Annotated in this window: 20 protein-coding genes and 1 pseudogene; 19 read left to right on the forward strand and 2 right to left on the reverse strand. The window is 46.2% G+C overall.

Going from position 1 to position 18118, the window contains the following annotated elements:
- Positions 1-2 precede the first annotated feature (2 nt).
- Positions 3-725: a two-component system regulatory protein YycI gene (gene yycI, locus XYCOK13_RS16225; RefSeq protein WP_213413284.1), complete on the forward strand. Its 723-nt coding sequence runs from the start codon at positions 3-5 to the stop codon at positions 723-725.
- A 211-nt stretch (positions 726-936) separates the two neighbouring features.
- Positions 937-1737, forward strand: coding sequence for an MBL fold metallo-hydrolase (locus XYCOK13_RS16230; protein ID WP_213413285.1), 801 nt, complete (start codon positions 937-939; stop codon positions 1735-1737).
- Here XYCOK13_RS16230 and XYCOK13_RS16235 read toward each other — a convergent pair.
- The gene (locus XYCOK13_RS16235; RefSeq protein ID WP_213413286.1) at positions 1712-1921 is read right to left on the reverse strand and encodes a hypothetical protein; all 210 of its coding nucleotides are present in this window, start codon (positions 1919-1921) and stop codon (positions 1712-1714) included. The genes XYCOK13_RS16230 and XYCOK13_RS16235 overlap by 26 nt on opposite strands.
- Before the next feature lie 244 nt (positions 1922-2165).
- Between XYCOK13_RS16235 and XYCOK13_RS16240 the strand changes: the two genes are divergently transcribed.
- The 17 genes from XYCOK13_RS16240 to XYCOK13_RS16320 all read left to right on the forward strand — a co-directional run bounded on the left by XYCOK13_RS16240 (position 2166) and on the right by XYCOK13_RS16320 (position 17744).
- The gene (locus XYCOK13_RS16240; RefSeq protein WP_213413287.1) at positions 2166-3407 is read left to right on the forward strand and encodes a S1C family serine protease; all 1242 of its coding nucleotides are present in this window, start codon (positions 2166-2168) and stop codon (positions 3405-3407) included.
- A gap of 292 nt (positions 3408-3699) precedes the next feature.
- Positions 3700-3867, forward strand: a complete 168-nt coding sequence (locus tag XYCOK13_RS16245) for a CxxH/CxxC protein (protein ID WP_213413288.1) — start codon at positions 3700-3702, stop codon at positions 3865-3867.
- Between the two features lie 145 nt (positions 3868-4012).
- A complete protein-coding gene (gene rlmH / locus XYCOK13_RS16250) occupies positions 4013-4495 on the forward strand; it encodes a 23S rRNA (pseudouridine(1915)-N(3))-methyltransferase RlmH (protein ID WP_213413289.1) in 483 nt (160 codons plus the stop codon).
- A gap of 957 nt (positions 4496-5452) precedes the next feature.
- On the forward strand, positions 5453-5692 hold the full coding sequence (locus XYCOK13_RS16255) for an AbrB/MazE/SpoVT family DNA-binding domain-containing protein (protein ID WP_244865208.1): 240 nt from the start codon (positions 5453-5455) through the stop codon (positions 5690-5692).
- Positions 5693-6016 (forward strand): type II toxin-antitoxin system PemK/MazF family toxin, encoded by a 324-nt coding sequence (locus XYCOK13_RS16260; RefSeq protein WP_213413291.1) that lies wholly within the window; start codon positions 5693-5695, stop codon positions 6014-6016.
- A gap of 437 nt (positions 6017-6453) precedes the next feature.
- Positions 6454-7350: an AraC family transcriptional regulator gene (locus tag XYCOK13_RS16265; protein ID WP_213413292.1), complete on the forward strand. Its 897-nt coding sequence runs from the start codon at positions 6454-6456 to the stop codon at positions 7348-7350.
- A 21-nt stretch (positions 7351-7371) separates the two neighbouring features.
- Positions 7372-8634: an amidase gene (locus XYCOK13_RS16270; RefSeq protein ID WP_213413293.1), complete on the forward strand. Its 1263-nt coding sequence runs from the start codon at positions 7372-7374 to the stop codon at positions 8632-8634.
- A 401-nt stretch (positions 8635-9035) separates the two neighbouring features.
- Positions 9036-9461, forward strand: coding sequence for a VOC family protein (locus tag XYCOK13_RS16275; RefSeq protein ID WP_213413294.1), 426 nt, complete (start codon positions 9036-9038; stop codon positions 9459-9461).
- Complete coding sequence (locus XYCOK13_RS16280; RefSeq protein ID WP_213413295.1) at positions 9458-10210, forward strand: RNA polymerase sigma factor; 753 nt, start codon at positions 9458-9460, stop codon at positions 10208-10210. Before XYCOK13_RS16275 ends, XYCOK13_RS16280 begins: the two co-directional genes overlap by 4 nt.
- A gap of 30 nt (positions 10211-10240) precedes the next feature.
- Positions 10241-10735 carry a DinB family protein gene (locus XYCOK13_RS16285; protein ID WP_213413296.1) on the forward strand — a complete coding sequence of 165 codons (495 nt, stop codon included), beginning with the start codon at positions 10241-10243 and terminating at the stop codon, positions 10733-10735.
- 29 nt (positions 10736-10764) lie between these two features.
- Entirely contained in the window at positions 10765-11157 is a 393-nt protein-coding gene (locus XYCOK13_RS16290; RefSeq protein WP_244865209.1) for a VOC family protein, read from the forward strand.
- Between the two features lie 282 nt (positions 11158-11439).
- Positions 11440-14541, forward strand: coding sequence for a DEAD/DEAH box helicase (locus tag XYCOK13_RS16295; protein ID WP_213413297.1), 3102 nt, complete (start codon positions 11440-11442; stop codon positions 14539-14541).
- Between the two features lie 95 nt (positions 14542-14636).
- Positions 14637-15251, forward strand: coding sequence for a hypothetical protein (locus XYCOK13_RS16300; RefSeq protein ID WP_213413298.1), 615 nt, complete (start codon positions 14637-14639; stop codon positions 15249-15251).
- Positions 15235-15558 carry a winged helix-turn-helix domain-containing protein gene (locus tag XYCOK13_RS16305; RefSeq protein ID WP_280520913.1) on the forward strand — a complete coding sequence of 108 codons (324 nt, stop codon included), beginning with the start codon at positions 15235-15237 and terminating at the stop codon, positions 15556-15558. Before XYCOK13_RS16300 ends, XYCOK13_RS16305 begins: the two co-directional genes overlap by 17 nt.
- 405 nt (positions 15559-15963) lie before the next feature.
- Positions 15964-16050: an SEC-C metal-binding domain-containing protein gene (locus XYCOK13_RS16310; RefSeq protein WP_244865212.1), complete on the forward strand. Its 87-nt coding sequence runs from the start codon at positions 15964-15966 to the stop codon at positions 16048-16050.
- A gap of 61 nt (positions 16051-16111) precedes the next feature.
- Positions 16112-17068 carry a sigma-70 family RNA polymerase sigma factor gene (locus tag XYCOK13_RS16315; protein WP_213413299.1) on the forward strand — a complete coding sequence of 319 codons (957 nt, stop codon included), beginning with the start codon at positions 16112-16114 and terminating at the stop codon, positions 17066-17068.
- Between the two features lie 187 nt (positions 17069-17255).
- Entirely contained in the window at positions 17256-17744 is a 489-nt protein-coding gene (locus tag XYCOK13_RS16320; RefSeq protein WP_213413300.1) for a VOC family protein, read from the forward strand.
- Positions 17745-17872: 128 nt separating this feature from the next.
- Here XYCOK13_RS16320 and XYCOK13_RS21975 read toward each other — a convergent pair.
- Positions 17873-18070: pseudogene (locus tag XYCOK13_RS21975) on the reverse strand (DDE-type integrase/transposase/recombinase); the annotation flags it as partial.
- Positions 18071-18118 lie beyond the last annotated feature (48 nt).

The following is an 18118-nucleotide window of genomic DNA, read 5'->3' on the forward strand; positions in this document are numbered from 1 at the left end:
GGATGGAATGGGGACGAGCAAAAACGATATTGATCCTGGCCTTTCTCATTCTCAATCTGCTGCTCGGGTATCAGCTGTGGGCACAGCAGCTCGATATCTTCGGGGAAGTGGACGAAACCGCCAGTGTCGTGACAGAGACGGAGCAGCTGCTTGCCTCCCGCGGCATTCAGCTCGATACGAGCATCCCGAAGGAGACCCCTCGCGCGAACGAGATTACGGTGCGCTTCCTGATACAGGCCGATCCGATGGGGCGCACGATGATCAGCCCGCCGATTCGCGGACTGGACTTGTTCGGGCGCACCGATTGGCAGTCGACCCTGTCCAATTATATTGACCATGTCCAGGAATATATCCCCGATCCGATCATGAGCCGTCCAGGTGTGCTGGTGCTCGATCAGGTTCACGAGGGGATTCCGTTGTTCGAGGTGAACTTGTCCCTCTACGACGGCGGCGGCCAGATCGAGTCCTATTCGCAAAGCTATGTCGAAATTGAATCGACGATTACCGAGAAGGAACAGAAGATCTTGCCTGCGTACAGGGCTGTAGAATTTCTGGCGGAAAACTATTTGCAGCGCGGCAGTGTCATTACCGATGTTCGGCTCGGCTATCACGGACAGAGCTATAATTCGGATATTCAATATATGGCCCCGAAGTGGCGTGTAGCGCTGGACAATGGGAGTATCTATTACATTCATGCCATCAACGGGGAAGTAGAGATTCCGTAGATATCCATACAGGTGGAACGAAGGCGAATGCAGGAGTGTGGATTGAATCTGGAGAAGCGAACCGGCTTCAATGGCGGGCCCTGCGATACGAATAGGAGAAAGCTGCAAAGCTCGTCCCTTTCGCGGGCATCCCAACCATTCGCACAGTGCCTCACTAGACTATTATTGTTCCACCACGATCAGGTGAAGAAGCAGAAGGAGCAGGACATTGATGAGCTTACAATTCAGTATTTTAGCAAGCGGGTCTTCCGGCAATGCCATGGTTGTCCGCAACAAGGAAGCGTCGTTGTTGGTCGATGCCGGGCTAAGCGCGAAGAAGCTGGCAGCCCTGATGGAAGCAAGAGGCGTAGATGCGGCTAAGCTCGACGGTATTCTGGTCACCCACGAGCATGCCGACCATATTAGGGGTCTCGGCGTCATGTCGCGCAAGTACAACTTGCCGATTTATGCGAATGACCGCACCTGGGAAGCGATGCGCGATCAGATTGGCGAAATTGAGGAAGACAAGGTGCGGTCGTTCGAAACGGGAGACCGGCTGGACTTCGGCATGCTGCAGGTTGAATCCTATGCGATCTCGCATGATGCGGCCGAGCCGGTCGGCTATGTGTTTCATTATGAAGGATGCAAACTGAGCCTGGCTACGGATCTGGGTTATGTAAGTCCCAAAGTGAAAGAAGCGATCTCCGATTCCGATGTGCTGATTCTGGAGTCCAATCATGATGTAGACATGCTAAGGGTTGGCCGCTATCCATGGAATATCAAACGGCGCATTCTGAGCGATACCGGCCATCTAAGCAACGAGGCGGCTGGGGAAGCGCTCTGTGAACTGGCGAGCGACCGGACACGCCGCGTCTATCTGGCACACTTGAGCCGCGATCATAATTTGATGGATTTGGCCAGGCTGACGGTGAATAATGTATTACAGGAGCGAGGCATTACGCCCAAGCCGAATCGGATGGAGCTGATGGATACGTATTACGACCGCCCTACGCAATGGGATGCCCTGGGGTAGCCTCGCGATCGAGTTCGTTCACTTTCTGGTGAATTTCCTCGGGGGTGAGGATCTGTTTTTCTACTAGCAGCTCTATGATGGCGGACAACACCAGCGTATGCTGGTAATGATCGTGCTTCAGGTCGGCGAGCTTGCCGATTACGTTAATTTCATCCAAAGCGGCGTGCATGCGTTCTCTCTGCATGGAAATTCCTCCTTCTGATAGGGCACGTATAATGGTATTACCCAAATGGGCTTGATTGAAACCTAGGGGCATTCGGCAGAACGGTCAGGCGATGGATTCATACATTTTGCTGTTCATGCCAGCTCCAGATTGGGTTACAATGGAAAAGAGGGTAATGATCCTTTGAATCTCTTAATCCTAGTGTAGTCGGATGGAGATAGAAATATTCCAACGGATTTCGAAATAGAAAGGGCGGGAGATGGCTATGCGTTGGTTCCGAGATGATTTTTATTCCCCCCGCTTATCCAGGCGCGCCCGACGGGAGCTGCTGGGCGGCGGCAGCTTCAAGCGGCGTTGGCCGGAGTGGCTGGGCAGCTTGCCTTTCGTATCGGCTGCGGCTCTGATGTCCATCGTTTGCGCTGCATTCGTGCTAGTCGGGGCAGGCATTGCCTTGGCGGTAGTGAAGCCTTGGCAAGCTGCGACCCAACAGCAGGCAGACCAGCCGGCACCAACGCAGGCCATGCCCGAGGGCGGGATGAGCATGCTGCACGAGCTGATCGTCGAAGCCGTCGAGAAGGTCAACCCGTCCATCGTTACGATTCTGAGCGGGATTGGAGATGCGGATTCCGTTATGGAGCTAGGGATGGGCTCCGGCGTCATCTATGAGATCCGGGATGGCCGGGCGCGCATTGTGACGAACATGCACGTGATCGACGAGGGTACGGTTGTCGAAGTTGTGCTGCCGAGCGGCGAGCGGAAGAAGGCCGACATTCTAGGCGGCGACGTGTTGTCTGACCTGGCAGTCGTGGAAGTAGACGCCTCCGGCATCAAACAAGCAGCCGAGTTCGGTGATTCCTCGAAGCTGAAGGCCGGGCAGGCGGCGATTGCGATTGGCAATCCGCTCGGCCTGAACTATGCGCTGTCGGTGACAGCCGGCATTATCAGCTCGCCGCAGCTCACGATCCGGATGCCGGCTGCGAATGGCTCGACCGAATCGCTGGTCGATGTCATTCAGACGGATGCCGCCATCAACTGGGGCAACAGCGGCGGTGCGCTCATCGATCTGCAGGGCCGGGTGATCGGCATCAACAGCATGAAGGTAGCACAATCCGGTGTCGAGGGACTCGGCTTTGCTCTCCCGATTAACGAAGTGCGCCCAATAGTCCAGATGCTCGCAGAGGAAGGCCGGGTGCTTCGCCCGCTCATGGGTGTGCGTACGCAGGACTTAGGACTGCTGCCGAGCGAAGAGCGAGCCCGATTAAATCTGCCGGATCATGTCCATACTGGATTAGTCATCGTCGAAGCGTCGGCCCCGGCTTCGCATGCAGGCCTGCAGGCCGATGATGTCATCGTGCAGCTTGACCACCAGCCGGTCCGCGATTTCCTCGAGTTGCGCAAATATTTGTACGACAACAAGACCATCGGCGATACGCTGGAGGTTACCTACTACCGGAACGGCAAGAAGCAGACGGCGACTATCACGCTCGCTGATAATGCCGGACAGTAGCGGGGTGGGGCAGGCCGATTTGCTGCGGTTGTCTCTATGGCAAGCTGCGCTTATACGACGATTCCATCATAGCTTGTATGGTGTGGCGGGGAATCCTGTGTTGGCCTAAGCTTTGGGTTGGCGCAGCAAGCTCGAGAGCGGAGCTTGCCGGGATAGAGGCATTCGGGCGCGTGCCGGTATGCGAATAAGGAATAGCATGATACAGTGCGAACGGCAAACGCTATGCCGTAGACGAAGTTGAAGCATGATATGCAGTACAGGACTTATAGAAGAAGGAGCGCTGGAATCTACTATGTACGTAGTTTGCCGTGAACACTTGGAGCTCGCCATAGAGCAATTTCTTGATGAATACGAAGAGGCCCCGGATGTCGTCGATCTGGAGGACACCCACTTTGCCGCCTGGGACCCGCCCAAGCAGTGCGAGCGCTGCGATAAGCCGGGGCAGTATTTGGTTGTGTGAGGGCCGGGCAACCGCTCATATATGGAAGAGAGGGAGGCAATAAGGACGACTAACCGGCGGATAGCAATGCCACGAATACTCGCCAGCACGAACGCCGATCAGGCGTTTTTTGCATAGGAAACCAGTTGAGAAGGGGACAGGCCGCATGCTAACGGTGCAGATCGCAGCAGTAGGAAAGCTCAAGGAATCGTACTTGCAGAAGGGAATCGCCGAATACACGAAGCGCCTTGGCGCCTATGCCAAGCTGCAACTCACAGAGGTGCCGGACGAGAAAGCGCCGGACAACCTAAGCGGAGCCGAAGAGGAGCAGGTCAAGCGCAAGGAAGGGGAACGGCTTCTGGCTGCCATCCGCCCGGACAGTCATGTGATTGCATTAACGTTAGATGGCAAGGCATGGACCTCAGAACAATGGGCCTCGCACATCACCCAGCTGACCACCTACGGGACAAGCCACCTCACCTTCGTCATCGGCGGCAGCCTCGGCCTCGCACCGGAAGTCTTGCAACGCGCCGATACCAAGCTCACCCTCGGCCCGCTTACATTCCCTCATCAGCTCGTCCGCCTGCTCCTGCTGGAGCAAGTGTACCGGGCGTTTAAGATTCAGCGGGGGGAACCGTATCACAAGTGATGGTAAAGCGGAAAAAGGCTATAACGGTAAGAAAAAAATGGATTGAGCAGTTGCTGAAGATATAGTTTTATAAATAAGCATCAAGACAAAAGTTCTTGATGCTTATTTATGATTTCGTGAATTTGGAATGTATTATAGTTTTTGACATTACAGTTGGCTAGGTAGGAGGGAGAGCGAGGGCTTCTGGTTAACGTTGGGAGCTTGTACTCTCCAGACGTGGTGTCGGGAGTGAAAATGCTCTATCAGGCTGTCTATGCGTTCGGGTGATGATTTTAGAAGAGGGGAGTGGTTTACTTCTTTCCATGCTTTTCGTTTTCGATTATGCCCATACCAATGATGGAAGCATTATTATGAATGACTTACCGGAGTGGGTATGGAGGGACGATTCGTTGTTACCACAAAGACATATGTTGAACGGATTATCGGCTCATGTATTAAATCTAAGGCAACTATTGGAGGGAAAGGAAGTTTATAAACAAATCGGTAGGAAACCCCGACCCAAGGACGAAGATAGCAAAAATATATTGCATCGTATAATAGCAGAGTTCAATTGACCGTTGGGGCAAGATACTTAGTGAATAGAAAGCCACTTCAGAGAGCCGCAGGCTGGCTGGGAGGCAAACGGGTATGCGGTAGCAGTCGACCATTGGCTCCTCGGCGGACATGATGCGGAGGCGGTGTCGCTCATCGAACGGCGGCTGCCCGTGCTGCGGGAGATGAACAAGTACCTTTTGGTGTATCTAATAACGTTCGCCCGGCTATTCGCTTCCCTGTGCGAATTGAATGAAGCCATTCCCAATAAATTAGATGCCTTCAACCGTAAACCGTCTCCAATGAGATACTCTCCTATTCATATCTTTGGTATCAAATCACACCTCTATGTATATACTAGTATATACAAATTGTTGGGGGTGTGATAAAATGAGAAAGAGTTATCGAAAAAAGGAGGGATTCTCCATGTCGACCACCGTTCAGAAATGGGGAAATAGTCTGGGCATTCGTATTCCAAGCCAGATAGCAGAAAGAATTGCGATAAGTCAAGGATCCGAAGTGGATTTAGTGGTAAGTGACGATCATACGCTCATCGTAATACCTAATAAGAAAAAGCCGACGTTGGAAGAATTGCTGGCCCAATGTAAACCTGAAAATCGTCACGACGAACTGGAATTCGGTGTTGAAGGGAAGGAATTGCTTTAGATGCTTGCAGACCGCGGAGACCTCGTATGGATTAATTTTAATCCCCAGGCAGGTCATGAACAAGCCGGTAGAAGATCTGGAATCGTGCTTTCACCAAAAGCTTTTAATGATACGACGGGCTTTGTTTCTGTTTGCCCAATTACACATACGGTTCGAGGTTGGGGATATGAAGTATTGCTCCCCGACGGATTGGTGTTTAACGGGGTCATTTTAACGGATCAGATCAAAAATCTTGATTGGCGAGCTAGGCGCATTGATATCGTCGGGAAAGCTCCTGATGAAGTAGTCAATGAGTGTTTAGACAAAATACACACATTTTTGTAGCGGGTCTCCTTTTCTAGGGACTGGCTTTTTTATTTAAGCATAAGTGGCGTGGAACGTAATTTCGCCTCTGAAATGCTACGGAGAACCGTATCACAAATAGGGGTAAAGCAGAGAATTGAACTGAATGTCGAAGCGGCAGCGATAAATTAGCAGGTTGGAGCTTAGATCGTAAGGTTCTCGACACATGTGGAGTGCCTATTATTGTTGATTCGTAAAGAAAGAAGAGATGTTACTGTAAGTACGAAGCCTCCCTGCAAAAACAGTGTACGAAAGATGTATTCTTCACTTTGATGGAGTTTTCTCTGCTTTATCGGATCCAGACGGACCATGCATTATTCACATGGATTTTAGACCAGGTAAGCAAAACACATTTACCTGGGATGACGGGCATTCGGTATACTAAACCTGTGAGTGAAACAGAACAAAGAGGTGTGCGGATGAGCAGAAAAGATTATGTCTCAAAAGTAAATCAGGTGTTGGACTACATCAATAACCATTTGGACCGCGAATTGCCGCTTCACGAACTCTCGGAAATTGCCCATTATTCACCGTTTCATTTCCATCGAATCTTCAAAAGCCTGGTTAGGGAAAACCCGAACGAATTCATACAACGGGTTCGAATTGAAAAAGCTGCAAACTTGCTGTTGCATCAACCCGACTGTCGCATAACCGAGATAGCCATGCAGTGCGGGTTTTCGTCGCCATCCGTTTTTGCGAGAGCTTTTCGGGCTCATTTCGGCACCTCCGCCAACTCCTTTCGAAATCATTTTCGCAAGAATGGCAAAGTTGCTGGCAATTTGGAGAAAGTCCGAAAAATCCAAATGGATTACTATAGAAAAGTAGAGATTAAAACATTGCCTTCATTCCATGTTGCCTACCATCGTTGTTTCACTGGTTACGACAAAGGCGTTTTCAACAATGATATCTTTGTTTCGTTCCGCAAAGTGGAGCAGTGGCTTGCATCCAGGAACTTGTTTTCAGAGGAAACGGTTTGCATGGGGATTACCTATGATAATCCCGACATAACCGCAAGGGACAAGTGCCGTTACGATGCAGCGTTCTCCATCCCCAATGAAATCACTGAAGCAAGCGGAGAAATCGGGATCCAGCAAGTTGAGGGAGGGCTTTATGCAGTATGTCGAGAGGAGGGTGAACGAATGGAGGATGTGGTCCAAAAGATAGGTGAAACGGTTGATTTTATGTATGGGCAATGGTTATTGGACAGCAGCTTTCAGTTAGCGGACAAGCCCTGTCTCGAAATATATTGTCAGAAGGAAAGGCATGATGGCTCGGCGTTTATGATCGACTATTGCCTTCCTTTGTTGCCAAAATGAGCTTCGAAAGGAGAATAGGGTATGCCGATTGCACGGAGCGAGTTAATGACCCTAACACAAGCCAGCGAGCTGATCCGCCTGAAGCAAATCTCGCCGGTAGAGCTTGTGCAAGAATGTTTATCAGTTATCGCTAATATGAACCAAACACTCCGGGCCTTTATTACGGTTTTGGCGGAACAGGCGTTAAATGATGCCCGAAAAGCAGAGAGCGAGATCATGTCAGGGGGATGGAAAGGACAACTGCACGGAATTCCTATTGGAATCAAGGATTTTTATGATACTGCGGGTATTCCGACAACGGCAGGCTTCATCCATTTTTCCAATCGAATTCCCGACAAGGATGCTGTGGTTGTTTCTCTAATAAGGAGAGCCGGTGGTATTATAATCGGGAAAACCAATATGCACGAACTCGGGATGGGGACGACCTCGGTTGCCAGCCATGTTGGCAGTGTGCGAAATCCATGGAACATAGATTATGCAGCGGGTGGCTCATCTGGCGGCTCTGCGGCAGCGGTGGTAACGGGAATGTGTTATGCAACGGTAGATACGGATGCGGTCGGTTCCTGCAGAATTCCCGCAGCGTGCTGCGGAGTGACAGGGTTTAAAGCTACATATGGACTGCTTAGTACAGTTGGCATCCTGGAGGGGGAGCCCGTCGACGAATTTATTCTCCATGTCGCCCACGGTGCCGTCATGTGCCGATCGGTTGAGGATACCGCCGTACTTCTTAACGCACTTTCCGAAAAAAACCAGAGCTTAGAGAAGGAGCCGGCTCAGCAGCATATTGATAAGCCTTATACAATTGAGAGAAGAAGAGCCCGGATCGGAGTTGTTCGGAATTATCGTGCTTCAAATGAAGTGAGGGATGTTTTTACAAAAGCGGCAGATATGCTTATGTCGTTAGACTATGACGTAAAGGAAGTGGATGCTCCCATAGAGCCGAACGTGGATTTGCCACAGATTCATAACATCCGCGCGGAAGTTTCCCGAACTCTTTTTCGAGATGTGGATGTGCTGCTGCTGCCAACTACAACGGACATTACCCCCACCATTGAGCAGGCTTTGAGCGGAGGCCCAACTTCCATTAGTGCAGAGAATACCTTCTTCGCAAACTACTATGGACTCCCAGCAATCAGTATCCCGTGCGGCTTTAGCGGAAACGGTTTGCCTCTTGGCCTGCAGGTTGTCAGTCAAATGCATAATGAAAACACTGTTCTCGCTGTAGCAAATGACTTTCAACAGCATACGGACTGGCATCGCCAATTTTCAAATAGCCGTCTGTAGTCAAACGATTTATTTATCCCCCGTAAATCTGATATGCTCCCCTTTAACAAATAAACGGTCTGCTTGAAGGGGAGTTTTTTCTTATGGCGATAAAAAGTGAATATCACGCAGCTGAACAATTGGCAATATTGGAGGAACTTCGGACAGGTGAAGAGACACGGGGACATCGCCCGCAAGTACAACATCAATATATCCCACACTGATGAAATGGCGGCATCGGTAAGAGTTATACGGGATCAAAGGGTTGGAGATGCAAACAGTGCGGTGAACCGTATCATAAGTAACGACAACGTTCAATAAAGTGGAGCGTGATATTAAGTTTTTTGTACCCCGTATCTTTTGATCCTTTTTTATCGTTAATAGAGTTGAAAAAAAAGGTAAAAGGAGAGTGTTGATTAGCTATGGAAAATATAGTCTCGTTCGTATCCAGTATTTTTATTCCGGTAACCGACGTTGCACGTTCGAAAGAGTGGTATGTTCGAATGTTTGAACTGAAGGCAATCGAGAAGACCGATTACCGAATCGGGCTCGCGTTCCCTAACGCTCAAACACTGGTTTTACTGTGGAAAGTGGACAAACCGCAGCCTGTCCAATTCGACACCGGGAAACATGCGATGCCTTATTTCAATTTCACCTCGTACGATATTAACCATTCGTATAGAGAGCTTAAGGCGAAAGGCGCAGAATTAAGCGAAATCTTCGTAGAGGAAGGACACTCTTTCTTTAAAGCTTTCGATCCAGACGGAAATCCTGTTGATATTGTGCAAGAGACGGGAAATACGCCGTATTACACTTACAAAGATAACGTGAGGAAGCAACTATCGTGACGCAGGAAGACCGTACGAACCCAGGCTATGAAACGTTTGCGGAGATGACGATCCCGCTACATAGCGATCTAAGACGGTATTGTTTGGCTAAAGCGGGCTCAGCATGGGATGCGGACGATCTGCTGCAGGAATCTCTGATTAAAGCTTATCGTTGGCATGTCCGGTTTCCGAAAAGGGAAATTACGAAGCCATTCATGTTTCGAATTGCCGCCAACGAGTGGGTAGATATTTGCCGCAGTCGCAAATTGCTGCCGCAAGTCAGACCGCTCCTGGAGCAAACCGATTCCTATGACGAATGGAGCAGATGGGATGTGCGGGAGGCGCTGGAGCTATTGTCCGATCGGCTCGAACCCAAGCAGGTCGTGCTCATTCTGCTAATCGACGTATTTCACTTTACTGCGAAAGAAACGGGACTGCTGTTCCGACAATCCGAGGGTTCGGTCAAGGCGGCGCTGAAGCGGGCGAGGACAAGGCTGAAGACGGCCGTTGAGCGCCATCCTGAATATTGGGATGATTCCGTGCTTACTGCTCCGCGCGGCGGACTTAGCATCGAAGTGTTCGAAGCGTTAGTTGACGCTTTCCGCCGTGCAGATCCATTTGCGATCTTCCAGTCATACCAGTCGATGATTGAAAAAGGCGCCCTGGTGGATCGGATCGAATTGCGCGGAAGCACGCTATATTTTACGATTATAGACCCCGACGGCAACGTGTTGACGATAAGCGAGAAGTTGCCGATGCAAGATGGATAGTATTATTCGATATTCGAGGAGTGACGGCAGTTGTTGAACATACTGCAGCAACAATACGATTGGGTCAGATCCGCCCGACAGAATTTGTTTGCGTTCTTGGAAGAGATACCCACCCCGATCTTGCACAGTCCGGTTCCTGCGTTTGGGCGCGGAACGATCATTCGGACCCATCTTCATGTAGTTGACACTTATAGGTGGTGGCTAGGAGCCTTCGCATCTAAAAAATTAGATGAACATAGGGAAATTTCCGTGAATGAGACTGCTGATGTGAAGTTCGTCCGTGAGTGGTTTGCGAATGTGGATGAACGGGTACAACAGTTCTTATACGAATTCGATAATCGCTGGTCTGAACCGATTGAGCAAGACGAGAGCTGGCAAGGTTACCCGAAGGCACCAACGCCATTACTGCTGATCACGCATTTGGAGACACACGAATTCCATCACAAAGGCCAAATCGTATCGATGGCGAGAAATCTGGGATACCCGCCGCCTGCCGATGATCGTTTAGGCGGACTCTTTAGCTAAATCTTCAGCAACCAATTCGAGGTGAAGCGATGATCGCTCTAGATTCCATGAGCATTAACGTCATTACATTGTTCGTCGATGATCTTCGCGCCGCGAAGTCCTTTTATCAAGATATCTTCGGTCTTTCCCCTGCCTATGAGGATGAGAACTCCGCTGTATTCGACTTTGCCAACATGAGCATTAATTTGTTTCATGTTGGCGCTGTACGAGGCCTGACCCCTTCTGAAGCGGTCACGAACCAAGAGGCAAGGTCACGATTCCAGCTCACCATACTAGTAGACGACGTGGATGCTGCCCATGCCGATTTATGTGCAGGTGGCGTCACCGTAATCGATGGTCCAATGAACCCTTGCGGTATGCGCACTGTATGTTTCACCGATCCAGACGGGCATATTTGGGAGATTGCGCAATTACTAATCTAATCATGATGCGAGGAGGGAAGGGGAAGCTTAACCATAATGGAATTTGTTATCTGGTCGCAACCAGTTTGCCGATAAGGCGGGCTATGCGGCCTCTTCGGCGTCCAAAATGCTGCGAATGAACTTGGCACCCATGGAGGATGTGATGGAATGCTATTCTCCAGCCATGTTCCATATGGATCATCTCTCCCATGTAGATTTCTAGGGTTTGAGAGCTTTTTTGTCTTCATATGCTCAGGTGAGAGGCTTATAATATGTAAGTGGAGATGATACTGGGGGGAGAACATGAATAAAAGGAAAGATATTTTAAATGCTTGGATTACGATAGAACAACTATCCGAAGGTTCTATTAATAGAAAAGACAAATCGCTAAAGTCCTTACATACAATGGAAGAAGACTGGAATAAGTTTTTTACAGACTTTTTAACTAAGCAAAAAGAAAAACAAAATGTAACGGATAATTTCTTTAAGAAGTCGGGCCTAGTATTATATTTTGATATTTTCGATTTTCAAGAAGTTGTGGATATATTGAGGGAGAAGTACAAGATTGCTAAAACCTATGAAGAAATTAGCAACTCTGATAAATTCACTTTCTCGATTTACTTTGATAATGAATTGAATTTTATAGCAGACAAATTGTTCTTTACAATGAGCGGTTACATTCGCCAACATGGTGATTTACCGGGGGATATATCAAAAGTTGAAAACGAATTTAGAGAAGACTTGATCAGCAAGTTTGATGAAGGTTTCAATTCCACCATTTCTGAGCTTTTTCAAAAGTATCATGTTTCCGTAGAAAATTTCCGCTATGCATTTGTGAAAAATCTGGAGAACGGGGATGTAAATTTACATTCGTTCTTTATTGATGACCTGAACAAAGCAAAGATCATTACTAATAAAAACTTGGATCGATATTTTGATGGCTTTTCAGGATTCAAGCAAAATTTGGATGGGAATAAAGAGTCTGATCATTTTAACTCACCGATTTTCGAGACTATTTTACAACCTAAATACTATCCGTTGGGTCGATACCCAAGAAATCCTGGTTTTGCGCTTTCGTTCATGCAACAGGTTGCGGTGAATCTAGCATTAAACGACAAAAATGAGATTCGCAGTGTCAATGGTCCGCCAGGAACAGGGAAAACAACACTGTTAAAAGATATTTTTGCTGATTTGGTGGTACAACAGGCAGCGGAAATTGTACAGCTTTCTGATAAAAGGATTAAAGGGAGTTTAGTTTATTGGCAAAGTGCTAAAATTGGCGTTTTACCGCCCTCCATTTCAGATAAAAATATTGTTGTTGCAAGTTCAAACAATGGGGCTGTCCAAAACATTGTTAAGGAGTTGCCTAAGAAAGAAGCGATTGCCGACGATTTTCAAAAGCAATTGGATGAAGCAGATTATTTCAAGGATATATCTAATTCTGAAATAACCGGAGAAGGCTTCGGAAAGAACCGAGAGGTTAAAACTAAACTTTTAAGCGAGGAAAGTTGGGGTTTATTCTCGTTAGAGGGTGGCGCGTCAACAAATATGAACAAGTTGCTTTTAAACATTGAAGCAATTGAAAAAGATCTAGAAGATAATGAGCAAGCGAACACAGGTGAAAGTGTATATCAAGAGTTCTCCCGCCTGTTCGACGTATTAAAACGTGAAAGAGAAGAAATGCAAGAATATAGCGAGAAAATGGTTTATCTGCGAAAATTAATATCTATCCATAAGGAGCAAATGATTGCTTTTGAACATGAAGAAAAAAAGAAACGAACAAATTTAATTACACAGGAGGAAGAAGCGACACGTGAACTTGAAAGACTGAGGCAAGAAAGTGAAAATCTACAAGATGATTTATCGCATGTTTCTATTGAAATAGAGAATCTAATCGATCTACAAGCTCAAGCCAAAAGGAATTATGATGTAGTCACTCTACAAAAGCCTAGCTTTTTGTGGTTTCATAAAATATTTAATCGACCCGAGGTTGAGCAATACTTCAAAAACCTGAATAATGTGAATCATCAATTAAATAGTCTATCTAAACAAAAAACGAAATGGTTGAATGACCGCATGCGACTCGAAAATAGGTTTAAAAAAACAGTTACAAAAAGTGAGCATATCCAAAAACAAATTCAGGACACAAGAGCAGACTTTGAGCGTTTGATGATTACTCAACATAACGCTACTAAAAAAATGGAAGAAGAAATTGCAGCATTAGAAAATCTTAAATCTCAAAGTGGCATTCAGGAACTGAATTTTACACAATGCTATGATGAGCTGCAAAAGTCTAATCCATGGTTTACAAGGAACTTCCGTAAATTACAATCAGAGCTATTTATTGCGGCTTTAAAGGTTAGAAAGCAATTCCTGTTTGAAAACCGAAGGAATCTAAAAGCTGCAAGGAATATATGGAGTAGGCAGTCTGAGTACATGGGAAAAGAGAACGGACAACAGCTAATTTCAGAGTCATGGAATTGGTTGAACTTCACTATTCCGGTTGTCAGCACCACTTTTGCTAGTTTTGGGCGAATGTTTAGAAATCTAAATGAAAATTCAATAGGCAATCTATTCATAGACGAGGCTGGTCAAGCACTACCACAAGCTAGTGTTGGTGCAATTTTTAGAAGCAAGAAGGTTATGGTTGTTGGGGATCCATCACAAATTAAACCAGTATTGACGTTAGATTCAAATGTTCTGACCTTGATTGGAAGACACTATAAAGTCGATGAGAAATTTGTCTCTGCTGATGTGTCTACTCAAACCATTGTGGATGCCACAAGTCAGTATGGTTATCAAAAAAGTGAGGATGAATGGATTGGCATCCCCCTCTGGGTACACAGACGCTCGAACTATCCGATGTTCACGATTTCAAACGAGATATCGTATGACGGGTTGATGGTGCAAGGTAAATCAGAAGATGAGTCACAAGGAAAATCACAGTGGTATGATTCAACCGGAATAGCAAATGACAAATTTGTTAAAGAACAAGCTGAATTACTAAAAAGTATGATTGATAAACGTTTGCAAGAGGATCCGAGTTTAGCGGATGAAATTTATGTGATCACCCCATTTAGAAATGTGGCTTATAAACTTGCACAAGTTCTAGATGAAATTAACTTTACCAAACGAGAAAATGGGAAAACAACGAATATTGGAACTGTTCATACTTTTCAAGGGAAAGAGGCTAAAATTGTCTACTTTGTTCTTGGAGCTGACTCTAATAGCAGGGGAGCGGCAAGATGGGCTGTCTCTGACCCAAATATGATGAATGTTGCAGCTACGCGAGCTAAAGAAGAATTTTATGTTATTGGCGATAAGAAATTGTATGCCTCGCTCGGTAGTGAAGTGGCAAATAAAACAATTTCAATTATTGCTGACTATAATAAGGATGAACTCTGATTCCGCTTGCGCCTGTGAAGAATATACTTTATAATACAAAGTAATCAAAACAACAAAGTTTATTAAATTCCAAAGGAAAGAGGTGTTTATTCAACATGAATACGACAGAAGCTTTAGAAGACATTGGTTACATCAAATCACTGTGCAAAGAGGCAAGGGACAGCCTTTTCTCTTGGAGGCCCTTTTTTCTACTTTTTTCAGTGATTTGGATGGCTGGAATGCTAATACCATCAATTCCTGGAGTTCCAACAAGCTTTAGTCTTGATGGAAAGCATTGGCCGGTTCTTTTTCTAATTGGACTAGTAGGGACATGGTTCATTAAAAAAAGAACAAAGCTGCCAAGGGTTCCATTTATGATGAGGATTTTAATTTGGAACTGGTCGATACTGTTCTTCTTTGCCGTCGCGGTTTTATTTTGGAATACAGGCGGCTATTCGGCTACACATATGTATAATTATTGGATTATGGTTGTTGGGGTTGCTTTTCTGATGACTGGGGTGACTCTTCAAAGTCGAATAGGATGGATTGGAGTGGGCTTTTTCGGGGTTTCTTTTTTGAGCAAATCCCTGATCTTGAAATTGTGGATTTTTACACCGATACATCATGTAGAAACTCCAGTGTTCGTTGTGAAGGCGATCCTTGGAGGATTATTGCTTGGACTAAGCTGGTGGCTTGTCAGTCGATCGAAAGCCGGTGCCACTGTTGGATAAGGGTCTGTTTTCCACGATAGATGAGACGATCCATGCAAAGGCAAGACTGGGCATTATGACACTGCTAGTCACACAAGGCGAATTAGATTTTACGCAATTGAAACAGAAGCTCGGGTTAAGTGACGGAAATTTGTCGGCTCATTCAAGGATTTTAGAGGAGGCAGGGTATATTGCCATACATAAAACTTTTTTGGGTCGCAGACCAAAGACTGTTTTAGTTGGCACTCCAGAGGGACGTGAAGCGTTCTTGGCATACTTGAACCAATTAGAGTCAATTTTAAAAGTCGCAAAAACTCAATCAGACTAAATTGATATAGAATCGGCCATCCAGAAGGATGGCCATTTTCCATCAAACTTGCCGTTACAGACAGCACGGAGATGCTTACCACAGTTAAAACCTTACCATTCGATTTGAGCGATGAAATCAAGTTCACATTCTGCATGTTCGAAGGCAAGGTCATTCAAGTCAAACGGGCGATTTAGGCAGCAGCTACTTGTGATAGGGATGATTGTGATGGTATAAACTAAGCGGGCAATCTGTTATAATAGATGGAGGATATTGTAAATGGTTTGTTGGTCAGCGCAACAGCAGGAACACTTCTGTCTCTGTGAGCCAATAACATTATACATGTCAGTGTACCAGAGGGACAGATTATCGTGATTGAATCTTTTCGAAATTATTTTCACAAACTCGCGGGAAAGAGGGATACTTTTGAATAAAAAGATAGATCGAAATGATCCCTGTCCATGTGGGAGTGGAAGCAAGTACAAAAAGTGTTGTTTAGGTTACTCCACTTAACTATCGGGCTGGATTGGTTTTCGTCGAATGTAGCATGATGATAGATCATTAGGAGGCTAAGATGAACGAAACCGCACTTGATCTTGAAATATTTGAGAAGTTAAAGCCGGAGTTAACATCGTTCTGCTATAGGATGCTAGGATCTATCGAAGACGTGGACGATGCAGTTCAGGAAACCTACATTCGCGTTTGGCAGAGCTGGAATTCATTCAGGCAACAATCTTCGCGTAAAACGTGGATCTACCGCATCGCGTCAAACGTATGTATAGACAAGCTGAGACAAGCTAAACGCCGCTCCCTTCCTGTTGACATATTTGACCCGGCTGTTTCCATCATCGAACCTCGCGAGACGTTGCCAGAATCGTCATGGATTTGGCCTGCTCCGGATTTTACTGATAACCCGGAACATATTGTCTTGCGGAAAGATACGCTTCAACTTTGCTTTATGGCCCTTTTACAAACGTTACCTCCCCGACAACGTGCAGTGCTTATATTGAAGGATGTGTTCGAGTGGTCCTCCAAACAGATCGCGGAGACGCTAGGTATGACACATGCAGCCGTGAACAGCGCCTTGCAAAGAGCGAGAGAGACGATGGGCCGGGCCGAACTTCGCTCCGAAGAGTTATGCACGATGGAGGCTGTACCGAATCATGAGCTGCTCTCACGGTATGTGGATGCTTTTGAGCAATTTGATATCCCTGCATTAGTGGCGTTGTTTCATGAAGAGGGATGCCTATCCATGCCGCCTTTCGAGATGTGGGTCCGCGGCAAGGACAATCTGTCCAAGTTTTTTACACTAACTCGTTGGCATTGTGAAAGTTCTCGATTATTGCCGATAACGGTGAATGGCGGTTATCCTGCATTTGCGCAATATATGCCAAGCGACAATCAATCCGTCTTAGTGCCTTGGGGCATTCACGTCATTGAAATAAAAGACGGTAAAATTTTGCACACCCAAAATTTCATTAACCCAAAATTATTTACTCGATTTGGGCTTCCCGAACAAATACACCGATGAATTTCGCAATTTCATTTCGTCTAACGATATAAGAAACAAAATTACGCTTATGATGAAAGAGGTGTCCTTAATAATGGAAATAGCAATCCAACAAGAGTAACCGTACAGGCAGTCAAAATAAGAGATGAAACCTATAATGGAATCATCTCTAATTAAAGTAATTATCCATCTCACTTAGGAGGTTCGTATGAGAAAAATAGTAACTTATCTTTGGTTTAACGACCAAGCAAAAGAAGCGGTAGATCTTTATGTATCACTGTTTGAAAATTCAAAAATAATAAACACATCGTATCTCACAGAGTCAGTGGCCAAAGCAGCTGGAAAGAAACCCGGAGATGTATCAACAATAGACTTTGAACTGAATGGCCAAAACTTTACTGCGCTAAATGGTGGCCCGTTTTATACTTTTAGTGAGGCTATCTCAATAGCGGTAAACTGCAAAACCCAGGAAGAAATTGATCATCTTTGGGAAGCGCTATCCGAAGGCGGCGAAATAATGTCATGTGGCTGGCTCAAGGACAAGTATGGTTTGACATGGCAGATTATGCCGGAAAGCCTAGACATCATGATGCGTGATCCAGACCCTGCTAAAGCTGATCGGGTTAGCGCTGCTATGCTTAGTATGGAGGGTAAACTGAATATAAGCGAACTCGAAAAAGCGTACAAAGGCGAATAATAATTTAACTAGATAAATAAAGAGCACCAGAACTTCCTGGTGCTCTTTCAGTATGCTTGCTAATTCTAATCCCCCTTTTAGGCTATTAACATTTATAGCTGTAAAAGTCTGGCTGGCTAAATGGGATAAAACTCACTCCCACGGTCCGTGTGAAACCACTGGATTTGGCTCAGATCGCCTTCTACCGTAGCAAAGGCACGGGAAATCAAAGCAGCGTCCTTATGTGGACCTGCACTTTGGCCAATGATTTCTCGATTTAACAGGTCAATGAGGACGCAAACGTAGTGCCACCGGTACCCTACCTTCACATATGTTAGATCGCTGACCTTAAATTCTGATGTAAAGGTACGTCGTTGTTGGTTGGGCATTGTCTT

The sequence above is a fragment of the Xylanibacillus composti genome, assembly GCF_018403685.1.
In the GTDB taxonomy this organism is placed as follows: Bacteria; Bacillota; Bacilli; order Paenibacillales; family K13; genus Xylanibacillus; species Xylanibacillus composti.

Coding starts and splice junctions, on each gene's coding strand:
- yycI (WP_213413284.1), top strand. CDS start 3: ATGGAATGGGGACGAGCAAAAACGATATTGATCCTGGCCTTTCTCATT.
- XYCOK13_RS16240 (WP_213413287.1), top strand. CDS start 2,166: ATGCGTTGGTTCCGAGATGATTTTTATTCCCCCCGCTTATCCAGGCGC.
- XYCOK13_RS16230 (WP_213413285.1), top strand. CDS start 937: ATGAGCTTACAATTCAGTATTTTAGCAAGCGGGTCTTCCGGCAATGCC.
- rlmH (WP_213413289.1), top strand. CDS start 4,013: ATGCTAACGGTGCAGATCGCAGCAGTAGGAAAGCTCAAGGAATCGTAC.
- XYCOK13_RS16245 (WP_213413288.1), top strand. CDS start 3,700: ATGTACGTAGTTTGCCGTGAACACTTGGAGCTCGCCATAGAGCAATTT.
- XYCOK13_RS16275 (WP_213413294.1), top strand. CDS start 9,036: ATGGAAAATATAGTCTCGTTCGTATCCAGTATTTTTATTCCGGTAACC.
- XYCOK13_RS16270 (WP_213413293.1), top strand. CDS start 7,372: ATGCCGATTGCACGGAGCGAGTTAATGACCCTAACACAAGCCAGCGAG.
- XYCOK13_RS16265 (WP_213413292.1), top strand. CDS start 6,454: ATGAGCAGAAAAGATTATGTCTCAAAAGTAAATCAGGTGTTGGACTAC.
- XYCOK13_RS16295 (WP_213413297.1), top strand. CDS start 11,440: ATGAATAAAAGGAAAGATATTTTAAATGCTTGGATTACGATAGAACAA.
- XYCOK13_RS16320 (WP_213413300.1), top strand. CDS start 17,256: ATGAGAAAAATAGTAACTTATCTTTGGTTTAACGACCAAGCAAAAGAA.
- XYCOK13_RS16315 (WP_213413299.1), top strand. CDS start 16,112: ATGAACGAAACCGCACTTGATCTTGAAATATTTGAGAAGTTAAAGCCG.
- XYCOK13_RS16260 (WP_213413291.1), top strand. CDS start 5,693: ATGCTTGCAGACCGCGGAGACCTCGTATGGATTAATTTTAATCCCCAG.
- XYCOK13_RS16235 (WP_213413286.1), bottom strand. CDS start 1,921: ATGCAGAGAGAACGCATGCACGCCGCTTTGGATGAAATTAACGTAATC.
- XYCOK13_RS16290 (WP_244865209.1), top strand. CDS start 10,765: ATGATCGCTCTAGATTCCATGAGCATTAACGTCATTACATTGTTCGTC.
- XYCOK13_RS16255 (WP_244865208.1), top strand. CDS start 5,453: ATGTCGACCACCGTTCAGAAATGGGGAAATAGTCTGGGCATTCGTATT.
- XYCOK13_RS16300 (WP_213413298.1), top strand. CDS start 14,637: ATGAATACGACAGAAGCTTTAGAAGACATTGGTTACATCAAATCACTG.